Annotated in this window: 15 protein-coding genes; 10 read left to right on the top strand and 5 right to left on the bottom strand. The window is 64.8% G+C overall.

Annotated features, from left to right (window positions below; genetic code table 11):
* On the top strand, window positions 1-296 hold a 296-nt coding region (locus tag H1B27_RS11205), incomplete at its 5' end, for a transposase (protein WP_197966091.1).
* 14 nt (window positions 297-310) lie between these two features.
* Here the strand turns inward: H1B27_RS11205 and H1B27_RS11200 are convergent.
* Window positions 311-1,339 (bottom strand): glycosyltransferase family 2 protein, encoded by a 1,029-nt coding sequence (locus H1B27_RS11200; protein WP_197966090.1) that lies wholly within the window; start codon window positions 1,337-1,339, stop codon window positions 311-313.
* A gap of 408 nt (window positions 1,340-1,747) precedes the next feature.
* On the opposite strand from H1B27_RS11200, the gene H1B27_RS11195 reads away from it, so the two are divergent.
* The 5 genes from H1B27_RS11195 to H1B27_RS11175 all read left to right on the top strand — a co-directional run bounded on the left by H1B27_RS11195 (window position 1,748) and on the right by H1B27_RS11175 (window position 7,592).
* A complete protein-coding gene (locus tag H1B27_RS11195; RefSeq protein ID WP_061879029.1) occupies window positions 1,748-2,548 on the top strand; it encodes a class I SAM-dependent methyltransferase in 801 nt (266 codons plus the stop codon).
* Window positions 2,549-2,839: 291 nt separating this feature from the next.
* Complete coding sequence (locus tag H1B27_RS11190; RefSeq protein WP_197966089.1) at window positions 2,840-5,218, top strand: Wzz/FepE/Etk N-terminal domain-containing protein; 2,379 nt, start codon at window positions 2,840-2,842, stop codon at window positions 5,216-5,218.
* Complete coding sequence (locus H1B27_RS11185) at window positions 5,211-6,014, top strand: WecB/TagA/CpsF family glycosyltransferase (protein WP_197966088.1); 804 nt, start codon at window positions 5,211-5,213, stop codon at window positions 6,012-6,014. The genes H1B27_RS11190 and H1B27_RS11185 overlap by 8 nt, the downstream gene beginning before the upstream one ends.
* A gap of 19 nt (window positions 6,015-6,033) precedes the next feature.
* Window positions 6,034-7,026 (top strand): UDP-glucose 4-epimerase GalE, encoded by a 993-nt coding sequence (galE, locus tag H1B27_RS11180; protein WP_197966087.1) that lies wholly within the window; start codon window positions 6,034-6,036, stop codon window positions 7,024-7,026.
* Window positions 7,027-7,250: 224 nt separating this feature from the next.
* Window positions 7,251-7,592 carry a hypothetical protein gene (locus tag H1B27_RS11175; RefSeq protein ID WP_061879080.1) on the top strand — a complete coding sequence of 114 codons (342 nt, stop codon included), beginning with the start codon at window positions 7,251-7,253 and terminating at the stop codon, window positions 7,590-7,592.
* Here H1B27_RS11175 and H1B27_RS11170 read toward each other — a convergent pair.
* On the bottom strand, window positions 7,566-11,681 hold the full coding sequence (locus tag H1B27_RS11170; protein WP_197966086.1) for a bifunctional diguanylate cyclase/phosphodiesterase: 4,116 nt from the start codon (window positions 11,679-11,681) through the stop codon (window positions 7,566-7,568). The two genes, H1B27_RS11175 and H1B27_RS11170, sit on opposite strands and share 27 nt — an antisense overlap.
* A 403-nt stretch (window positions 11,682-12,084) precedes the next feature.
* On the opposite strand from H1B27_RS11170, the gene H1B27_RS11165 reads away from it, so the two are divergent.
* Together H1B27_RS11165 and H1B27_RS11160 are read left to right on the top strand one after the other, a co-directional pair.
* Entirely contained in the window at window positions 12,085-13,452 is a 1,368-nt protein-coding gene (locus H1B27_RS11165) for an LLM class flavin-dependent oxidoreductase (RefSeq protein ID WP_061879034.1), read from the top strand.
* A 12-nt stretch (window positions 13,453-13,464) separates the two neighbouring features.
* Complete coding sequence (locus tag H1B27_RS11160; protein WP_061879035.1) at window positions 13,465-14,250, top strand: fumarylacetoacetate hydrolase family protein; 786 nt, start codon at window positions 13,465-13,467, stop codon at window positions 14,248-14,250.
* A 24-nt stretch (window positions 14,251-14,274) separates the two neighbouring features.
* Here H1B27_RS11160 and H1B27_RS11155 read toward each other — a convergent pair whose 3' ends face one another.
* Window positions 14,275-14,730 carry an Lrp/AsnC family transcriptional regulator gene (locus tag H1B27_RS11155; protein ID WP_061879036.1) on the bottom strand — a complete coding sequence of 152 codons (456 nt, stop codon included), beginning with the start codon at window positions 14,728-14,730 and terminating at the stop codon, window positions 14,275-14,277.
* A gap of 151 nt (window positions 14,731-14,881) precedes the next feature.
* Between H1B27_RS11155 and H1B27_RS11150 the strand changes: the two genes are divergently transcribed.
* Window positions 14,882-18,331 (top strand): indolepyruvate ferredoxin oxidoreductase family protein, encoded by a 3,450-nt coding sequence (locus tag H1B27_RS11150; RefSeq protein WP_197966085.1) that lies wholly within the window; start codon window positions 14,882-14,884, stop codon window positions 18,329-18,331.
* Between the two features lie 77 nt (window positions 18,332-18,408).
* Window positions 18,409-19,830 carry an indoleacetamide hydrolase gene (iaaH, locus tag H1B27_RS11145; RefSeq protein WP_197966084.1) on the top strand — a complete coding sequence of 474 codons (1,422 nt, stop codon included), beginning with the start codon at window positions 18,409-18,411 and terminating at the stop codon, window positions 19,828-19,830.
* Between the two features lie 32 nt (window positions 19,831-19,862).
* Here the strand turns inward: iaaH and H1B27_RS11140 are convergent, their stop codons facing one another.
* Window positions 19,863-20,924 (bottom strand): DUF3616 domain-containing protein, encoded by a 1,062-nt coding sequence (locus H1B27_RS11140; protein WP_082822010.1) that lies wholly within the window; start codon window positions 20,922-20,924, stop codon window positions 19,863-19,865.
* A 329-nt stretch (window positions 20,925-21,253) separates the two neighbouring features.
* A complete protein-coding gene (locus H1B27_RS11135) occupies window positions 21,254-22,165 on the bottom strand; it encodes a LysR family transcriptional regulator (RefSeq protein ID WP_197966083.1) in 912 nt (303 codons plus the stop codon).
* Window positions 22,166-22,187: the final 22 nt, after the last annotated feature.

Genomic DNA, 22,187 nt, shown 5'->3' with positions numbered 1-22,187 from the left:
CGCTCGAACCCGGCCGCGATCTCGTCGCCGATCGCGGCTATGATGCCCGTGCTCTCATCGACCTGGTCGAAAGCCGTGGTGGGCGGGCTCATATCCCGACCTGCCGCGACCGCAAGGTCCAGCGCTCGGTCGATCCCGCCCTCTATCGCCAACGCAATTTGATCGAGCGCTTCTTCAACAAGTTGAAGCATTTCCGCCGTATCGCGACACGATATGACAAGACCGCCCGCAACTTCCTTGCCGCCGTCTTGCTTGCCTCAACGCGAATCTGGATGCGGTTTGAGTCCACGACCTAGTCCGCCGCGCGGCATCAGGACACGATCTTCGAGGCCTCATAGGGCCTCGGCTCGAGCCCGAAGGCCGCCAGGGCGGCGCCAAGCGCAACCATCACGGGATGCATCGCGACGACTGCCTTCGACGAGCTCAGCAAGGCTGCGGCGCGGACCAGCGACAGCGGCACCCGCCCAAGCATCTGCGCGAAGACTCGCGCACGCGCCGCCGTGGTCTGCGCGGCCTTGTACTGTACGCGATAGTTGATCGCACCGATGCGCAGGCCGCGCTTTGCGATCCAGCCGAGGCTGGTGCGGTTGTGCGGCACGGTCTCGGTGATGACGGCCTCCGCCGTCCAGTGGAACAGCATGCCGGCATCGCGGCACCGCACGAAGAAATCACAATCGCCGCCGCCGAGAAAATTGAAGCGCAGGTCGAACGCGGGACGATCGAACCGTTCGAAGGCGGCACGCGTGATCAGACAATTGCCGCACCCATAGATCAGCGGCACCGCACCGCTATAGTCGTAGGCGGGACAGAAGGCGGGATGACGCGAAAGCCAGGGCTTGCTGTCGTCGTCGAAGACCGGCAGCACCGGCCCGCCGACCACGTCGGCACCGGTCGCCTCCGCAGTGCGGACCATCAATTCGAGCCAGTCGGGCGAAGCGATCTCGTCGTCGTCGATCATCAGGAAATGCGTCGCGGCGGGAAACAGCCCCTGCGCAGTCTCGAATGCGGCGTTGATCGCCTGGCAGTTCCCCTGCCGCTTCTCGACGAGGCAGACGCCCTGGAGCCGGCCATCGGCGAGATATTCAGCGGCGACCGGCGCGCTTTCGCGCCGCGCAGCGTCGTTCTCGACCATAACGACGGCAAAGGAGCGGGGTGTACGCTGGCTCGCCAGCGAGTCCAGGGTCAGCCGCAGATGCTGCGGGCGCCGGAAACAGGGAATGCAGACGACAATTCCTACCGACAGATCGATGACGCGGGAGCTCGCCACGATCTCCCGGTTGGGATCGCACACGACGTCCGAGATGCGCGTGGCGGACAGGTCTGTCGGGATCAATGTCATGACGTCCTAGATGGCCGAGATATGTTGAGAAAGCCCTGCTTCGATCGCGCGGATCGGCCTCGTGCCGCGATGGCACGTCGCTGCGGGACAGATGCGTGCCAAAATGACCGATCGGCGCGCGGCACATCCGCCACGCCATCCCGGTGATCTCCAGTCATCCTGGCACGACACCATGCACTTAACCGCCTTCGCGTGTTTCTGCCGCAAAACCTCGCACGCGTGCTAGTGCAATTCGCGGTCCAGTGCGCCGTCGACGTCTCGACATGAACAATGCCGTAGTTAACGCCTATACGCATTAACCCGACCGTAAGCACCGCGATCGGTGAGACGGCGCGGCATCGGATTTGCTCTTCGGGCGAGCGAGTCTTTTCCTGTAAATTTGAATAGAACAAGCGCGGCCAGAAAATCATGAACAAGCCAGCCACGATCGACTTCGCGACAGCCACGGCAATCAATGTCTCCGCGGCCATAACACCCACCCAGGCGCTCCATGATCTCGTTCCCGGCGAGGCCCGCGACAGCCTGCTCGCCGTCCACGACGTGCTGTGCCGCGAGCTGCCGCAGGACCGGCTCGCCATCTATGAGGCCGGCGGCGGCTCGTGCAGCGTCCTGCCACCGGAATTGCTGAGCCGCAGCAAGGTCACGGTCGTCGACATCGACGAGGACCAGGTCCGCAACAACACCTACGCCGACGAGGCGATCCTCGGCGATGTCCAGACCTACCGCTTCAGGCGCGAGACCTTCGATCTCGTGATCTGCTACAACGTCATCGAGCACCTGCCGAACGTCGATGCCGCGCTCCTGAATTTCCGTGACGCGCTCAAGCGCGGCGGGATGATCCTGATCGGCGCGCCCAATCCGCGCTCGCTCTCCGGAGTCGTCACCAAATATTCGCCGCACTGGTTTCACGTCTGGTTCTACCGGCACATCCGCGGCATCAAGGACGCCGGTCTGCCCGGCGAGCCGCCGTTCCCGACGTTCTTCCATCCGCTGGTGACGCTACCCCGGCTCGAGGCTTTCGCGACCGCCAACGGCCTCGAGATGATCTATCGTCGCGAGGTGGAGAGCCCGCGCTACCCCGAGATGCGCCGGCGCAAACCGTTGTTTGCGGCCCTGGTCGATGCCGGCGCCGCGATGCTGAACGCCGTGCTGCCGCGCGGCACCGACGTCCGTCGCGGCGACTATCATGTCATCCTGCGGAAGCGCTGACGGCCATGACCCGTGCCCGGCCCATCGCTGGACGAGCGGCGGCGCGCGGCCACGTTGCGCGCGGTAACGAATCGTTAATCCCTGGACGATCCCGGTATCGCGAGCGTCACGAGGACGCGCGTAGGGGTGGCATGCGCTTAAACGCTTTGTTTGCCATTTCCGTGAATAGTCCCTCAGCGAGTATGGTTAATTTTCCCTGTTGCGTTGATTGGGCACCCATATGCCGGGTGCGTGGCGTAAAGCGAAGAGTAACCCCTCAGCCCGCGGCAGTTGGAATGAAAGCTGGGGATCATGCTTGACTATAACCAGCCGATCGATCGGACCGGACCGGAGGCCCCGCAACGGAAGCCTCAGGCCGGCTTCAACGTGCTCGAGCTCGTCAATTTGCTCTGGCGGCGAAAGGTCGCGATCGCCGCGGCCGCCCTGCTCGGCGCGACGCTCGCAGTCGTCGCCGGCAAGAGCGTGACGCCCCGCTACACCGCCACCGCTCAGCTCTATGTCGACCCACGCGAGCTCCAACTCGTCGACCGCGAACTCACGCCCCGCGCCCAGGACATCTCCGGCATGTCCATGGTGGTGGAGAGCCAGGCGCGCCTGATCACCTCCAACAGCGTACTGCTCCAGGTGATTCAGCAGGCAGGTCTCGACAAGGATCCGGAATTCGGAGGCGGCGACGGCAGCAGCCTGATGTCGTCGCTGCTCGGCCTGATCGGCCTGCACCCCCGCGCGCCGTCCGCCGCGGAGAAGAATGAAGTGCAGCTTGCTGCGCTCGACGCATTGAACAAGCACATCACCGTCCGCAAGACCGAGAAGAGCTTCATCGTCGACATCGAGGTCTGGTCGACGGATCCCGCGAAAGCGGCGATGCTGGCCAACACGCTGACCAATGCCTACCTCGCCGAATCCCGCAGCTCGCAGGCGTCGGCCGCACGGCGCGCTACCAACGATCTCTCCAGCCGCCTGAAGGAGCTGCGCGACCGGCTGCGCAACGCCGAGACTGCGCTTGCCACCTACAAGGCCCAGAACAATTTCGTCGGCACCCAGGATGCGCTGATCAGCGACCAGCAACTCTCCGCCAGCAACCAGCGGCTTTCCGCGGCTCGTGCGGCGACGATGGATGCGCAGGCACGGCTCGACCAGATCGAGGCGAGCCGGCGCACGGCCACGGATGCAGGTGCGATCCCCGAGGCGCTGCAATCGCCGACGATCGCGAATCTGCGCGCGCAATATGCCGACGCCCGCAAGAAATATGCGGAGCAGGCCGGCGAGCTCGGACCGCGCCATCCGGCGCTGCGCCAGACCGAGAAGCAGGTCGAGGACCTCAAGCGTACCATCAACGAAGAGATCGACCGCTTCGCCCAGTCCGCCAAGAACGATTTGACGCGCGCCCGCGATTTCGAAGCCTCGCTCAACCGGGCGCTGGAAGCGCAGAAGCGGCAGAGTGTCCAGCTCAGCCAGGCCGCCGTGCGCCTGCGCGAGCTTGAGCGCGAAGCCGATGCCAGCCGCGACGTCTATCAGTCCTTTCTCAAGCGCTCCCGCGAGACCGAGGAGCAGGAGAGCCTGAACACGTCGGCGGCCCGCGTCATCGGCGAGGCGACGGTGCCACAGCGGCGCTCGTTCCCGCCCGCGATGAGCTTGTTCGCCATGATCGGCTTCATCTTCGGCGCGATCGCGGCCTCGAGCTGGTTCGTCGCGGTCGAGTTGCTATTCACCGGAGCGATCGCACCAGCGCCGGCGCCTGCCCGTCCACAGCGCACGCCGGCGCCGGATGCAGATGCAATGAGAGCTCCGCAGCGCGCGCCCCCGCCGGAGGCGTCGCCGCCTCCGCCGGCCTCGCGAGCTCCGGAAGTTGAAGAGATTCCGCCGGAACTTGTCGCGCCCCCGCTCCAGCCTTCGATGGTCGAAAAGCCCGTGATCGAGAAGCCGCTGATCGCACGCTTCCAGGAAGCCGACGTCATCCACACGCTCGGCGCCATCCTCGCTACGGGCGGCGGCGTCGACCTCACGCGGCTGGGCTGGCCAACGCTCCGCCCCGGCTTTCCCCTGACGACACTGCTCAACGCTTGGCGTGACATGCGCGCGGCGGTCGTCCGGCGCGCCGGCGGCAAGGCGATGCCGGTCATCGCGCTCGTCGGTGCCGGCGAGACCACCGGACGTAGCGTGACCACGCTGAATTTCGCGCTGGCCGCCGCCCGCGACGGCGCCCGCGTGCTGATGATCGATGCCGACCATCAGGCACGCTCGCTTTCGAACAAGGTCAGCCGTCCCAGCAGGAGCGAACCGAGCAGGCTCGGATGGCTCTCGATCGGCAGCAAGGACGCACGCGAGATCAAGACGGTCAACGGCATCTCGGTGCTGCCCGCCGCGGAGGGCGATGCCGACAAGGCTGCCGCCGCGATCCGCAAGGCGATTGCGCAGGCCCGTTCCGCCGGCGGCTATGATCTCGTGATCCTCGACGGCCCAGCGATGCCGCTCTCGGCCGGCGGCCGCAAGCTGCTCGACGACACCGACTCGCTGGTGGCCGTGCTCCCGACCAGCCTCGACGTCAACGACAGCCTGGAAGAGATCCTGGCCGCGCTCGGCCCCGCCGAGCGCAAGCTCGTCGGCGTCGTGCTCGACGAGCTCACCCCTGCAATCCAAACGCGCCATCGAGGCAGACAATATGCTTGAGCGCCGCGTCAACCTCGACGGACGGGCAGCGACTGCCGAGGTGCCGAGAATCACCGTGGGCGGGCTTCGCATGGCCGCGCTCGACCTGGAAGCCACCGCCGATTTCATGATCGAGGCGACCGATCCTGACAGTCGCATCGGCCGCCCGCTGTTCCTGACCTCGGCCAATGGCGAGGTGCTGGCACGCTGCTCGACCGAGCCGCAGACCGAGCGGCTGTTCCGGGCCGCAGACCTGATCAACGCCGACGGTCAGCCTCTGGTCGCGGCCTCGAAGCTGCAATCCTGGTTCCCGCTGCCGGAGCGCGTTGCGACCACGGACCTGTTTCATATCGTTGCGCGCAAGGCTGAAGCCGTCGGCCGCACGTTCTATATGTTCGGCGCAAGCGAAGCCGAGAACGCCGCTGCGGTCGAGAACGTCCAGAAGATGTATCCCAGGCTCAAAATCGTCGGACGCAGCCACGGCTATCTGCGCGGCGAGGCGCTGCGTGCCAAGGTCGAGGAGATCAACGCCCTGGCGCCGGACTATCTGTGGGTCGCGCTCGGCGTGCCCAACGAGCAGGCATTCGTGAAGGAGTTTTCGGCGCAGCTGACCAATGTTGGCGTCATCAAGACATCCGGGGGCCTGTTCAACTTCTTGTCCGGGAGCCGTTCGCGCGCGCCGCAATGGATGCAGAAGATCGGGCTCGAATGGGCCTGGCGCACCTTGCTCGAGCCACGCCGTCTGCTGTGGCGCTATTTGACCACCAACCCCCGGGCGCTCTATCTTCTCCTCAGCCGCAACCGCCCTATCCGCTAGAAGAAGAGCAGAAGACGACATGACCGACAGACCGACCGTCCTCGTCACCGGGGGTGCGGGTTATATTGGCTCGCATGCGTGCCGCGCATTGACCGCCGCCGGCTATCAGCCCGTCGTTTATGACAATCTCTCGACAGGTCATCGCAGCTTCGTCTCCGGCCCGCTGGTGACGGGCGATCTGCTCGATGGCGCGGTGCTGGCGCGCGCTTTCGCCGACCACAAGGTCACGGCGGTGATGCATTTTGCGGCGGCGAGCCTCGTCGGGGAGTCCATGACCGACCCGCAGAAATACTACATCAACAACGTCCAGGGCACGTTGTCGCTGTTGCAGGCCATGCGCAACGCGGGCTGCCATCGCATCGTGTTCTCCTCGACCGGCGCCATCTACGGCAACGCCGATTCCAAGGCGCTGCCGGAAGACTTCCCCTGCGCGCCGATCAATCCATACGGCGCATCGAAGCTGATGATCGAGCGCATGCTCGCCGACTACCGCACCGCCTACGGCTTTGGTGCCTTCTGCCTGCGCTATTTCAATGCCAGCGGCGCCGATCCGGCCGGCGGCATCGGCGAGCTGCGCGACAACGAAACCCATCTCATTCCACGCGCCATGATGGCGCTTCAGGGACATGTCGACTTCGCGGTGTTCGGCGACGACTACGACACACCCGACGGCACCGCGATCCGCGACTACATCCACGTCACGGACCTTGCGGCCGCGCATGTCGCGGCACTGAAGCTTCTGGAACAAGGGCATGCCGGCGGCAGCTTCAACCTCGGCACCGGTTCCGGCTTCTCTGTACGCGAGATCCTCGACGCGATCAGGCAGGAGGCCGGGCGCGAGGTGCCACACAGCGTCAAGCCGCGCCGCGCCGGCGATCCCACTTATCTCGTTGCGGATCCTTCTGCCGCGAGAAACGTGCTGAACTTCGTGCCGCGCCACTCCGATCTGCCCACGGTGATCCGCACGGCCTGGGCCTGGCACCAGAAGGCGCACCCGTTCAGGTCGCGCTAGGCGACCGTATTGCAGCTTGCCGGCGGACACCTTAAGCCGCTAAAGGGAATGAAGAGACTATGAAAGCCCGCACCGGCCGCTTTTCCGGCCGCCGGGTGCTCGTGGTATGGCCGCCGATGGAGCGGCATACGTGGCTGCGCGACGCGCCGTTCTTCAAAGCTTCAAGACCACGACCGCGTGCGCGCATCGGCCTGCTTTCAGGCGCGAAAAGGAGCACGGAGCGAATGCATCAGGCCGCAAGCCTGCAATTCGAGCGCGTGGTGAACGAATTCGCCCGCTGGCTCGCCGTGCCCGAGGACGAACGGTCGCCGGCGCCGGCCTGGTGGTGGGGACCCGCGATCGCGGTGCGCGACGCGCACCAGCCGATGCCGGGTGCGTGGTCGCGCACGCTCGGCCTCGGCGACGGATCGACCTTTGCCGACGGAGCGTGCCTGCTTCTCGCCCTGTTCGAGGATCAGACCTCACTGCCATGGCCGGACGATTTTCCGCGCAAGGCGGAACGCGAGGCCGACGAGTCCCGTGAGCTGCACCCGCTGCCGTCAGACGACAGCGCCTTTCAACCGTAACGCCGCGGCCTCCTCGGCGACCGGATCCCGCTCCGGCTGGAGCGGCGGCGCGACGGGCAGCACCATCGGCCGCAGCAACTCCGCGATCTGCCGCGCCGGCAGCGGCTTGGAGATGAGGAAGCCCTGCATCTCGTCGCAGCCATGGGTCCGCAGGAACGCCTCCTGCTCGGCATTCTCGACGCCTTCGGCGACGACGGTCATGCCGAGTGCCTTGCCCATGCTGATGATTGCCTGTGCGATCGCCTGGTCCTCCGAATCCTGCGGCAGGTCACGCACGAAGGAGCGGTCGATCTTGATGGTGTCGATCGGAAAGTGCTTCATCAGCGACATCGACGAATAGCCGGTGCCGAAATCGTCGATGGCGAGGCGGATACCGCGGCTCTGGATGGAGTCGAGGACTTTGAGCGCACGACCGACATTGTGCATCATCATGCTCTCGGTGACCTCCAGCTGGAGCAGCACAGGCGACATGCCGCTGGCGGCCAGCGCTTCGTCGACGTCCTGCAACAGATGCTCGTCGACAAACTGGCGTGGCGACAGGTTGACCGCCATCGACAGCGGCAACAGGCCGTGGCGCTGCCAGGCCATGGCTTGCGCGCAGGCCTCATTCAGCACCCAGCGGCCGATCGGCACGATCAGCCCGGTTTCCTCCGCAAGCGGAATGAATTGCGCCGGCGAGACATTGCCGAGATCGGGATGAGCCCAGCGCAGCAGCGCTTCGACCCCCGTGATCTGGCCGGTCCCCATGTCCACCTTGGGCTGGTAGTTCAGCGAGAACTGCTCGCGCTCCAGCGCGCGGCGTAGTGCGCTCTCGAGCGACAGCCGTTCGATCGACTGCGTCTTCACTTCGTTGGAGAAGAAGCGATAGCCGTTCTTGCCGTCTTCCTTGGCGAGGTACATCGCCATGTCGGCGTTCTTGGTCAGCGTCTGCGCGTCGGAGCCGTTGGCCGGATACATCGCGATGCCAATGGAGGCCGTCGTGTGGCACTCGTGGCCCGCCACCTCCATCGGCTCGGCAAGCGTCGCGAGCAACCCCGCCGCAATGCGCTGGACGTCGTCGATCTCGCCGCACCGATCGAGGATCACCACGAACTCGTCGCCGCCGAGCCGCGCCACCACGTCGCTGGCCCGCAGCGCGCCGCGCAACCGGTTCGCGACTTCGAGCAGGAGCAGGTCGCCGGCCTCGTGACCCAGTGAATCGTTGATGACCTTGAAGCGGTCGAGATCGATGAACAGCACCGCAAAGCGGTGATCGCGACGCTGTGCGGTGTCGATCGCCGCGTGCAGCAGCTCGTTGAATGTCTCGCGGTTCGGCAGGTCTGTCAGGCTGTCATGCGAGGCCAGATACTCGATCCGCTCGTCTGCCCGCTTCTTCTCGTCGGCGCGATCGAAATTCTCCATCGCGAAGGAGACGTTGTCGGCGAGGCGCTGCAACAGCTCGACGAATTCGGGCGTGAAGGTGGCCGGTTCGGTCGACATGTAGATCATGACGCCGACGGCCTGGTCGTGCGCGATGAGCGGAAACGCGGCGCCCGATCGCGCTCCGTCCCCACGGACGATGGCGTGGAAGACACGGACCCGGTCGTCGTTGAGATAATCGTTGCTGATGCAGGGCTGGCGCGTCCGGAACGCCGTGCCGCTCATCCCGCGCCCTTCCGGCCGCTCGGGATCGATGGAGAGACGGACGTTGCGCGTCGTGTCGGCGGACGGACCGGCGGTGGCGACGATCTCGAGCTGGTCTGTGCCGGCCCTCGCCAGCGCAATCGTGGTCGAGGTGAACTTGGCGCCGTTCGATGCCGCAAGGCAGACGAGGTCGAACAGCTCGGCGCGCGACTTCGCGCGCATGATCGCCTCGTTGGTCGCACTCAGGGCCGCGAACATGCGCGTCAGACGCTCCTTCTGCGCCTCGGTGCGGACCTTCTCCTCGGCGCGATCGAAATTGTCGAGTGCAAAGGAGACGTTCTCCGCCAGGCGCTCGAGCAGCTCGACCAGATCGGGGGTGAACGTATCCTCTTCCAGGGCGAGGAAGAGCAAAATGCCGACCGCCTTGTCGCCCGCCCTCAGAAGCGGGAAGCTCGCCGCGGCACGCGTTCCATCCTCGATGGCCTTTGTGCGCCAGTATGCCGACCGCGGCTCGTTCAGATAGTCGTTCATGACACTGGGCCGGCGGGTTCGGAGTGAGGTGCCGATGATGCCCTGAGCCTCGGGATGGCCGGAGGAAATGTTACAGGTCCGTCCGGCCATGCGCTCCTTCAGGCGCCCCTTGACCGCGACGACTTGAACGAGCTCGCGCTCCTCGTCGATGATGCCGATCGTCGCCGAGGCAAAGAGATCGCCGAGCACAGCCGCCTGGCAGGCCGCCTCGAACAGCTCCTCGCGTGTCTTGGCGCGCATGATGGCTTCGTTGGTTGCGCTCAGCGCCTCGAACATGCCGCTCAGACGATTGCGCTGCTTGTCCGCTCGCGCCTTCTCGTCGGCGCGGTCGAAACTTTCGAGGGCGAAGGCGACATTGGCCTGAAGCCTGCGCAGCAGCTCGACGAGCTCCGGCGTGAAGGTGCCACGCTCCGGAGAGTTGAACAGAAAGACGCCCTCCACCCGGTCGCCGTTGAGCAGCGGCAACGCCGCGGAGGATGCGATGCCGTTGCGGCGGGCGCTGGCCTGCCAAGGCGCGATGCGATCATCAGCGAGCACGTCGTTGCTGACGGCGGGCTGGCAGGTGCGGAACGCCGTGCCCGTCAGCCCGCGCCCCTCGGGCACCCGGACGGAGGTGGAGAACGTGAAGTTGCGAACCTGATCCGCATTCGGTCCGTAGCAGGCGACGACGCGGAGCAGCTCGGCCCGACGATCGACCAGCGCGATGGTGGCCGAGGTGAACTTGGCTCCCTTCGCGGTCGCCTCGCAAACGAGGTCGAACAGCTCGGACCGCGACCGTGCACGCAGGATTGCCTCGTTGGTGGCGCTGAGCGCCGCATACATTCGCGCCAGGCACTCTTCTTCCACGGCGATCCTGGCTTTTTCGGCCTCGCGGCCGAAATTCTCGATTGCAAACGAGACGTTCTCCGCCATGCGCAGCAGCAGCGCGACGATCTCCTCGTCCTTGGCCCAGGAGCGGCTGATGAAGAACAGCAGCACGCCGACGCTCTCGCCGTATCTGATCAGCGGCGCGACGACGCAGGCGGCAACACCGGTGTTGACGTTGGCCTGCTCCCACGGCGAGCCCCTGGTGCGGCTCGCGAGATCGTCCTCGACGATGGCTTTCTGCGTCCGGAACACCTCGCCGGAGATGCCCTTGCCATAGGGATTCTCCGGATCGATCGAATAGCGCGCCTGGGTGACCAGTTCGAGGTTCTGCCCGGTAGCGGCGACAGGCTTCATCCAGTGCGAATCCGGTTCGCGAAGCAGGACGATGGTCGCCAGCGACTTGCCGCTGTGGACCGAGGCATCGCATACGAGCTGGTACAGCTCCTGCTCGGACTTGGCGCGCAGGATGGCTTCGTTGGTGGCGCTGATGGCACCGAACATGCGGTTGAGCCGCCGTGTCGCCCGCTCACTTGCCTGCCGCGCGGTCTCGCGCGCGAAATTGTCCAACGCATAGGAAATGTTCGCCGACATGCGCTCGAACAGCGACACCATCTGCTCGCTCAGCGAATTGGCTTCGCTGCGCGTCACGTACAATACGCCGACGCTTTTACCGTTGCAGAGCAGCGGCAGCGCCGCGGCCGCACCGATGCGAGCCTTAGCGGCGCCCTCGCGCCACGCCAACGAGCGCGGATCGTTCAGATAGTCGTTGCTGATGCACAGTTTCTGATCGCGAAACGCCTCGCCGCCGACGCCGGATCCTTCAGGCGTGCCGGCTTCCGTCGTGATCACAATCGAACGGAGCCGCGGAATGTCATCGCCACAGCCGGCCGCATAGCGCAGCCGCCGGCCGTCCGACTCCACCAGGAACACGGCAACGGCCAGAAAATCCCCGCTCGAAAATCCGGCGTCGCAGACCTTCTGGTACAGCTCGTCCGGCGATCTCGCGTAAAGGATCGCTTCATTGATGGCGCTCAACGCCGCAAAGGTGCGCGCGAGTGTCGTCGGCACGATCTCAGCTCCCGGGCATTTCTGCCTATTCTCCCGGTGACTTTATCAGCGGCGATCGCCTAAGTGGTCGTTATTGCGCACTGCAAACCATCGATCAAAGTGAACGAGCAGCGAACGAGCAACGCAAAACTGCGGGAAACACCGCCGCGTGGGACGAATCATCGGTCAAAGGCGCGTTCTCTCTACGAATTTGCAGCCCTGCGATGGTTTACGGGAGATTGATATCGCTCCTGCGCTTTGAGACGATGACACCCAACAAGCAGCCTGTCACGGGCACCAAGCCGAGGGGAACGCCATGCCGATCGTCAGGGCCGATCGCCTCACGCGCATCAGCGCCGCCCCGCGTGAGTACAGGCTCGACACCGTGCTCGATCTGGCCTGACGGCATCAGGAGAACAGCAGCATGAATCGGCAGATGGTATTGGTCGGCTTCCTCCAGGCGCAGAACTGCACGAACCTGCCGAGTTCCTGGCGGCATCCTGACTCGCGCAACGATTCGATGTCGGCGGACTATTATCAGGAGATCGCCAGGATACTGGAAGCCGGCAAGTTCCACATGGCCTTCTTCGACGACCGCCTGGCGATGCCGGACCGCTACGGCAACGATCACGCCCACACCGTCGAATACGGCATCCGCTGCGTGAAGATGGATCCGCTGATCGTGCTGACCACGATGGGCATGGTCACCGAGAAGCTCGGCCTTGGCGCGACCTGCTCGACCACCTACTATGAGCCCTTCGACGTCGCGCGCCGCTTCGCAACGCTCGACCTGATGTCGGGCGGGCGCGCCGGCTGGAACGTCGTCACCTCGCTCAATGACGGCGAGGCGCTCAACATGGGCCGCGACTCCCATCCTGAGCATGATTCCCGTTACGACCGTGCCGACGAGTTCATGGAGGTCGTGCTCGGCCATTGGGACACCTGGGAAGACGGCGCGCTGATCATGGACAAGCGAAGCGGTCGCTTCGCCGATCCGACCAGGGTGAAGCGGCTCGACCACAAGGGACCGGCCTTCAGGTCGCGCGGGCCGTTCACCGTTCCGCGTTCGCAACAAGGCCATCCCGTGATCATCCAGGCCGGCGCTTCAGGCCGCGGCCAGCGCTTCGCTGGGCGCTGGGGCGAGGTGATCTTCACCGCCGCGCGCAATCTCGCCGCCGCCAAGGACGGCTACGCCGCCGTGCGCAACGAAGCGGCGACGGCCGGCCGCGACCCTGACCAGATGTTCCTGTGCAATCTGACCACGCCGGTCTGCGCCGCAACCAAGGCTGAGGCCGAAGACAAGATGGCGCTGATCGACAAGCTGCCGCTCCAGATCGACGCGCTGTCGCTGCTCGCCGAAGCACTCAACTACGATTTCGCCTCCAAGGATCTCGACGAGCCGCTGACGACGGAGGAACTGAAGAGCATGCAAGGCATCCTGGGCATCCGCGACGGCGTGCTGAAGGCGTCAGGCAAGAGCAACCCGAGCGCGCGCGACTTCGTCACCTTCTCCGGCCGCGGGCAAGTGCAGGACGCGATGGTCGGCGGTCCCAAGGAGATCGCGGACAAGCTGGAGGAGATGTTCGTCGAGCGCGGCTGCGATGGCTTCGTCATCGCCGCAACCTACGTGCCCGGCTCCTACGCCGATTTCGTCAAGCATATCGTACCAGAGTTGCAGCGTCGCGGCCTGTTCCAGACGGACTATCGCGGCAGGACGCTACGGGAAAATCTCGGGCTCGAGCGGCCGGCTGCCGGCGCCTGGAAAGTGCAGCCGCGCGAGGCTGCGGAATAACGAGGAGAAGACATGCGCTGGCTGAAATTCACCGCCTCGGGCAAGACGTCCTGGGGGATCGTTGAAGGCGACCGGGTGATCGCGGTCGATGGCGATCCCTTCGCCGGATGGCAGCGCACCTCGCGGATGCTGCCGTTATCCGAGGTCAAGATCGAACTGCCGCTGATCCCGCGCACCTTTTATTGCGTCGGCTTGAACTATCTGAAGCACCTCAAGGAAGCCGCCGACAAGCGCGGCGAAGTGCCGGCCGTCCCCGACAGGCCCGAGATCGGCTATCGCGCGCAGAATGCACTGATCGCCCACGACGAGGAGGTCGTGATCCCCTCCTTCGCGACGGACAAGATCCACTACGAGGGCGAACTCGTCGTCGTCATCGGCAGGAAGGTGAAGCATCTCACCGAGCAGAACGCGATGGATTGCGTGTTCGGCTACACCATCGGCAACGACGTGAGCGAGCGCAGCTGGCAGAAGGAGGACCGCAGCCTGTGGCGCTCCAAGAACGCCGACACGTTCAAGCCGATGGGGCCGTGGATCGAGACCGAAGCCGATCTCGAAAAGATGGAAACGATCGTCCGCGTCAACGGCAAGGAGACCAACCGCTTCGCGACCGCCGACATGATCTTCGGCGTGGTGCCCTTCCTGGTCGAGCTGACCAGGTATTTCACGCTATGGCCCGGCGACGTGATCTGGATGGGCACCGACGGCGCCTCGCCGGATATCAAGCACGGCGACGTCGTGGAGGTCGAGATCACCGGCGTCGGGACGTTGCGCAACAGGTTTGTGCGGGAGGAGCGGTAAGCTAACCGCGGCACTGCCCGCAACTCAAAACGGCAACGCCACACCCGTCTTGATCTCCTTCAGCACGACATTGCTGCGGACGTAGCGGATGCCGGGGATGCGGAACATGAACTCGTCGAGGAAGCGGTTGTAGGCGGCCATGTCCTGCACGACGACGCGCAGATGATAGTCGGCGTCGCCCGTGGTCGCAAAGCACTCCAGCACCTCGCGGCGCGTCGTGACCCTGGCCACGAACTCGTCGACGAACTTCGCGTCATGCCGCTCCAGCGAGACGTGGAGGATGGCCGACATCGCAAAGCCCGCCTGCTCTCGCGCGACCAAGGCCGCATAGCCGCGAATGACGCCGCTGTCCTCCAGGGCCCGGACCCGGCGCCAGCAGGCCGAAGTGGACATGCCGACCTCATCGGCCAGCTGCTGGTTGGTGGCACGGCCATCCCTCTGGAGATGGGCGAGAATCCTGGTGTCCTGCTCTTCGATCATGCAGACCCTCAAAACGACAGTTTCTACCAGAAGCGGGCACCTGATGCAAAATTCTACCGGATTGTCGGTCTATGCAGGATAAATAGGTAAGACCTACCAGCGACCCGGGCATAACCTTCCACCATCCGGCAGGATGCCGCACGAGGTCCGCATGGACGCCATTCCGTCACTCGACAGTTACGAGCTCTCCGACCGCTACGAGCGCCGGGAGGGCCGCGTCTTCCTCACAGGCACGCAGGCGATCGTCCGCATCGCACTCGATCAGGCGCGTCGGGACCGCACGGCCGGGCTCAATACCGCCGGCTTCATCTCCGGCTATCGCGGCTCTCCGCTCGGCGGCGTTGACCTCGAACTGTGGCGCATCCAGGAACGGCTCAAACGGGACCGCATCGAATTTCTTCCGGCCGTCAACGAAGACCTCGCGGCGACGGCGGTGCTGGGCTCGCAGCAGGTCGAAACGCAAGCCGACCGCGAAGTCGATGGCGTGTTCGGCCTCTGGTACGGCAAGGGCCCCGGCGTCGATCGATCCGGCGATGCGCTCAAGCACGGCAACGCCTATGGCTCCTCGCCGCATGGCGGCGTTCTGGTGGTCGCCGGCGACGACCATGGCTGCGTGTCATCCTCGATGCCGCACCAGTCGGACGTCGCCTTCATGAGCTGGTTCATGCCGACGCTGCATCCGGCCGATGTCGGCGAATATCTCGCGTTCGGCGAATATGGCTACGCGCTGAGCCGCTTCTCCGGCATGTGGGTCGGCTTCAAGGCGATTTCGGAGATCGTGGAATCAGGCGCCTCCGTCGCGCTGCGCCCGCCCCGCGACTTCCGCACGCCCGACTTCACGCCGCCGCCCGGCGGCCTGCACTATCGTTGGCCCGACCTGCCGGGCCCGCAGATCGAAGAACGGCTGGAAGCGAAGAAGCACGCGGTCTACGCCTTCGCCAAGGCCAACCCGATCGACAGGCACATCTACGACATTCCGAACGCCACCTACGGCATCGTCACCACTGGCAAGGCACATCTCGATCTGATGGAAGCACTGCGGCTGATGGGCCTCGACGAAGCGGCCTGCCGCAGCATCGGCATCGACGTCTACAAGGTCGGCATGGTCTGGCCGCTGGCGCTGCATGATGCGATGGACTTCGTGAAGGGCAAGCGCGAGATCCTCGTGGTCGAGGAGAAGCGCGGCATCATCGAGAGCCAGTTCAAGGAGTATTTTTACGACTATCCCGGCGACAAGCCCGAGCGCATGGTCGGCAAGCACGACGAGCGAGGGACAAGGCTGATCTCCTGGATCGGCGAATTGTCGCCGCGGGCGCTCGCTTCTGTGCTCGCGCGCCGGCTCGACCCGATGTTTCCGGGCCTCAATCTCGCCGCGCGTGCAGCCGCCTTGATGCCGGAAGCGGCGCGCACCATCAACGTCAGCGGAGCAACGCGAACGCCGTATTTCTGCTCGGGATGCCCGCACAACACCTCGACGAAAGTGCCGGAGGGATCCAAGGCCCTCGCCGGTATCGGCTGCCATTTCATGGCGAGCTGGATGGACCGCGAGACCTCCTCGCTGATCCAGATGGGCGGCGAGGGCGTGAACTGGGCGGCATCGTCAAGATTTACCGGCAACAAGCACGTGTTCCAGAATCTCGGTGAAGGCACCTACTATCACTCCGGCTCGATGGCGATCCGGCAGGCGATCGCAGCCAGGGCCAACATCACCTACAAGATCCTGTTCAACGATGCGGTGGCGATGACTGGCGGCCAGCCGGTCGACGGCCCGGTCAGCGTGCATGCCATCGCCCACAGCGTCCGCGCCGAGGGCGTGGCGCGTATCGCGTTGGTGTCGGATGATCCCGCACAGTTCTCGCCTGGCGACCTGCCGACCGGCGTCACCATTCACCCCCGCGAGGAGATGGATGCCGTGCAGCGCGAGCTGCGCGACGTCTCCGGCGTGTCGGTCCTGATCTATCAGCAGACCTGCGCCACCGAGAAGCGACGCCGCCGCAAGCGCGGGCAGATGGCCGATCCCAAACGCTTCGCCTACATCAACGACCTCGTCTGCGAAGGCTGCGGCGACTGCTCGGTCGAATCCAACTGTCTCAGCGTCGAGCCGAAGGAGACGCCGCTCGGCCGCAAGCGGCAGATCAACCTGTCGGCCTGCAACAAGGATTTCTCCTGCCTCAACGGCTTCTGCCCGAGTTTCGTGACCGTCGAAGGCGCGACGCGCCGGAAGAAAAGCGCGAGCCAGATCGACGCGGTCGGCCGCGCGGCCACGCTACCCCTGCCCACGCCCGCAACGCTCGAGCGACCCTACGATCTGCTGGTGACCGGCGTCGGCGGCACCGGCGTGATCACGGTTGGCGCGCTGATCGGCATGGCTGCGCATCTCGAACGCCGCGGCGTCTCGGTCCTGGACTTCACCGGCTTCGCGCAGAAATTCGGTCCCGTGCTGAGCTACATCCGCCTCGCCGCCAGCCCGGATGCGTTGCATCAGGTCCGCATCGACCAGGGCGCGGCCGACGCGCTGATCGGATGCGATCTCGTCGTCAGCTCATCGCCAAAGGCGTCCGGAACCTACCGGAAAGGCACGCGCGCTGCGCTCAACACCGCGGAGATGCCGACCGGCGACGTCGTCCGCTTCCGCGACGCCGATCTCGCCTCGCCAGCCCGCCTGCGCGCGATCGGCCACGTGATCGGCGAGAGCGATCTCGGCGCGATCGATGCCAATGCTCTGGCCGAGCGCCTGCTCGGCGATGCCGTCTATGCCAACATCATCATGCTCGGCTTTGCCTGGCAACGCGGACTGGTGCCGGTCTCGCTGCAAGCGCTATTGCGCGCGATCGAGCTCAACGGCGTCGCCGTTGAACGCAACAAGCAGGCCTTTGCTTGGGGCCGGATCGCCGCGGCCGATCCGGATTTTCTGCCGAGCGCGGACGATGCGCCCAAGGCCGAGACCCTCGACCAGCTCATCGCCCGGCGCTTCGATTTCCTCACGGCCTATCAGAACGCGGCCTATGCCGCGCGATACCGGGCGATCGTCACAAGAGTCCGCAGCGCCGAAGCGGGCCTGAACAGCGAAGTGCTGACCGAGGCCGTCGCGCGCAGCCTGTTCAAGCTGATGGCCTACAAGGACGAGTACGAGGTGGCGCGGCTGCACATGCAAAGCGGCTTCCTCGACGAGCTGAAGCGCGAATTCGAGGATGGCTTCAGCGTCCAGTATCACCTCGCGCCGCCGTTCCTGCCGTCGCGGCGCGACGCACGTGGACGTCCGCGCAAACGGGCCTTCGGACAGTGGGTCCAGATGCCTCTCAACATGCTGGCGCGCTTGAAGGGGCTACGCGGAACGCCCTTCGATCCTTTCGGCTACACCGCGGAACGCCACGCCGAGCGCGAGCTGATCACCTGGTATGAGGGCTTGATCGAACGGATGCTCGGCGACCTCGAAACGGCCCGCCTTCCGGATCTCGTTGCGATCGCAACGGCGCCAATGGAGATCCGCGGTTATGGGCCGGTCAAGGACGCCGCGATCGCGAAGGTGAGGACCGAGGTCGAGCGGCTGCTCGCTGAACTCCACATGCCATCGCCGGCGAAGATGCGCGCCACCGGTTGACGCGGCGCCGGCGAAGCTTCAGCCTCTGAGCCTGGAGGGAACGCCCTGATGGCGCTCCCGCGATCGGGTGACACATCATGGATTTCGACCAGCTGACCCTGACCGAGGCCGCGGACAACCTCAGCGCTGGAAAGGTCACGAGCACCGCGCTCACCCAGGAAGCTCTTGCCCGCGCCAAAGCCAACGCCGATCTCAACGCTTTCATCACGCTGGACGAGGCCGGTGCCCTGGAGGCCGCCGCGGCGTTCGACGCCAAGGGCGACAGGAGCAGGCCGCTCGGCGGCGTGCCCGTGGTGATCAAGGACAATATCGAGGTGGCCGGGCTGCCCTGTAGCGCCGGCACCCCCGCGCTGAAGGATTACGTTCCAGGGGTCGATGCGCCCGTTGTGGCAAAGCTGCGCGCCGCGGGAGCGATCATCATCGGCAAGACCAGCATGCACGAGCTGGCCTTCGGCATCTCCGGCTACAACACCGCGTTCAAGTCCGGCGCCGAGTTCGGCGTGCGCAATGCCTATGATCGCGCGCGGATCGCCGGCGGCTCCTCGTCCGGAACGGGCGCCGCGATCGGCGCGCGGATCGTCGCGGGCGGGCTCGGCACCGACATCGGCGGATCGGTACGCGTGCCCGCCGCCCTGAACGGGTGCGCCTCGCTGCGGCCAACGGTCGGGCGCTATCCGCAAGACGGCATCGCGCCGATCTCGCACACCCGCGACACCGCGGGCCCGATGGCCACGACCATGGCCGATGTCGCGCTGCTCGACCGCGTGATCGCCGGTGGCGATGCGGTCGCGGCGACCGACCTGACGCAGATTCGGATCGGCATCGTGAAGACGATGTTGACCAATCTCGATCCCGACACCGAAGCTGCCTTCCAGGCCGCTATCGCGCAGATGAAGGCACGCGGCGTCACGGTCGTCGAGGTCGAGATGCCGCAGCTCGCTGCACTCAACGGCCAGGTCGGCTTCCCCGTCGCGTTGTATGAAGCCTATGACGACATGGTCTCATATCTGAAGCACACCGGTACGGGCCTCACCATCGAAGCGCTGGCAAACGAAATATCGAGTCCCGACGTGAGGGGCACCTATGACGGCCTCGTCATCCCGCGCAAGCTGCCAGGGCCCGACGGCACACTGGTCGATGCCAAGCCGATCTATGATGCCGCCATCAAGACCGCGCGGCCCGCGCTTCAGGCGCTCTACCGCGATACATTTTCGAACAACAAGCTCGACGCCATCGCTTTCCCGACCACGCCACGCGTCGCGATCGCCTCCAATCCCGACTCCAGCAGTCTCGAAAACTTCGGACTCTTCATCCAGAATACCGATCCCGGCAGCAATGCCGGTATTCCCGGAATCCAGATCCCGATCGCGCTCGGCGCCAGCAGCAGATTGCCGATCGGTCTTGAACTCGACGGCCCTGCCGGCAGTGATCGCCGCCTGCTTGCGATCGGCATGGCGCTCGACGGTGTGTTCAAGCGGCTGCCGCCGCCGACCTCCTAAAGGAACAGTGCGACGCGCGGGCTTTCAAACGCCTAGCCGGCGGGACAGGATGAAGATCGCGGGCCCGATCCCGATATTTCGATCGGGGTAGGCGCACCCTCCTTGTCGCCATCGAACAAGATTAGGACACGTAGTCCGGTTGACGTCTTGTCCAGCGGCAGGAGCCCCTCCGGCTTGCGCTTCGGATCAAACGGCAAGTCCTTCAACAGCTCGACGGATTCTGATGCGCCGTCCCACGCGTAAACGGCGTAGGACCCCGGTCCGTCCGCTGCCGGACCTGCCAGAACGAGAATGCGGTCCCCGAAGGATGCGAGATCGCGCACGCCACGACCGTCGCCGAGCGGCAGCCGGTACAGACGGTGGTCCGAGCTCTTTCCATTGCCAAACAGGGAAGCTATCTCCACCGACATAACGACGGCGCATTTGCCGTTCAGCACGGGGCCTCGGAAACCTGCGAGCAGCGTCCGATCATCCTTGATCGCCACTCCCTCGATGGTCAGGCCATTCTTCTCCAGCCGGACATCCATGAAGTCGCGAAGAGCAGGTTCAGCCGCGATGACCTCTCGCAATTGCGCCGTACGCTCGAGCCCCGACGCATTACCATCTGCCCCCGTCGTACGGAACCGGACGATCTGGCTGCTTGCGGCGATCTTCGCTCGAATCTTATCGGCATGTTTCTTGGGATCGAGCTTGTGGTCCTTGTCCCTGGGATGGCCGTGCGAGCCGATGACGTAATAGTACCCATAGTGTCCTTTGGAGAACGCGACGCCCTCGGCATCGAGTTCCAGCGCTTTGTCCTTGAACATGTTGTCGATCAGTTTGACCGGGCTGCCGGCAACAAGCTTGCCGTCGGTCAATTCGATGAATTGGACGTCCTGGAGATTGTCGTCAATGACGAGGCACGACCGAGGAAACCCATCTGTGGTCGTGCATGCGATGCCACTGACATCCTTGGACTTGCCGCCGTCCGCGCCGATCAGCCTTTTCTTGACCGGCCATGCATCGTCGGCCGCGGCAAGAGAAGGCTGCACGCCGCTCGCCGCCATGAGGCCGAGCAGCAAAGCCGCAATCCATCCCGTTCTGGCGAGGGTCATCGAAGCCTCCCTTCAGCAGCTGTCGGTTCAGATATGGCCAGGCCGTCCAGCTTCATCGCAATATGATGCCGCTAATCCCCTGCGAAGCTCTCATGCACTCGAACGTTGACCGGCTTGCCGCCAGTCGATGCGTCAAGCATGGAAAGGTGAGGGCTTGAGAAGCAGAAGCCGGAAAGCCGGCTTGAACGAAACATCATATCGAAAAAACAGGATCGGGCCGAACCACTTCGGTCCAAAATAGAACACTCATATCTTAGGTTGTATTGTTCCAGATAACTCGGTGATGTCAACTTACTTTCTGAGCGACATGGCGCCGCCGGAGAAAGGTGTCATGAATACGGATTGATCAGCTTCTGCTGCTCGGCGCTGTGGTGCGCGAGCAGGTCGATGAAGGTCCTGACCTTCGCCGACAGATGATGGCGATGCGGATAGACCGCGTTCATGGACAGCTCGACCGTCCGGTATTCCGGCAAGAGGCGCACGAGGCGGCCGGTATCGAGATCGTCCTGAATGAGAAACCCGGCCATCAGGCAGACAGCGGCGCCCTCCAGTGCGACCTTCCGCAGCGCTTCCCCGCTGTTGGTGACGAAGCTGCCCGAGATGCGAACGGAGGCCGGAGTGCCTTTGCGGTCAAGGAAGCGCCATTCGTCGCCAAACGGATAGTTCAAGTGCCGGCCGCAATTGTGCCCGGTGAGCTCGTCGAGCTTCTGCACCCGGCCGTGCTTCTCGATATAGTCGTGCGAACAGCACAGCACGTGACGCCAGGTGGCAAGTCTCCGCACGATCAGGCTCGAATCCGGCGGCGGGATCATGCGCAGGGCAACGTCGTAGCCCTCCTCGATGAGATCGACATCGGCCTCGCCCATGCGCAGATCGATCCTGAGTTCCGCATGGGTCGACAGCAGCTTCGCCACGATCGGCGCGACAAGCGGCACCATGTGCGTGGCGACGTGAATGCGCAGCGTGCCGCGGGGCACCGACTGCAATTCGCTGGCGATGTCGTCGGCCTGTTCGAGATCTGCGAGAATCTGGGTTGAGCGATCGTAATAGGCCTTGCCGATTTCCGTGAGGCTCACCTTCCGCGTGGTGCGGTTGAGCAGCCGCACCCCCAGCCGGTCCTCCAGCGCCTGGACGTGGTTGCTCACCATGGTCGTCGACATGTTGAGGCGGCGGGCGGCGGCGGAAAACCCACCGTTTTCGACCACGTGGACGAAGGCGGTGAGGCTGGTGAAGCGGTCCATGGCTCAGAAGCTCCGATTATCC

Origin of the sequence: Bradyrhizobium diversitatis (assembly GCF_016031635.1) — a bacterium.
Taxonomy (GTDB): domain Bacteria; phylum Pseudomonadota; class Alphaproteobacteria; order Rhizobiales; family Xanthobacteraceae; genus Bradyrhizobium; species Bradyrhizobium diversitatis.
This window is presented reverse-complemented; position numbering and strand designations above follow the sequence as displayed.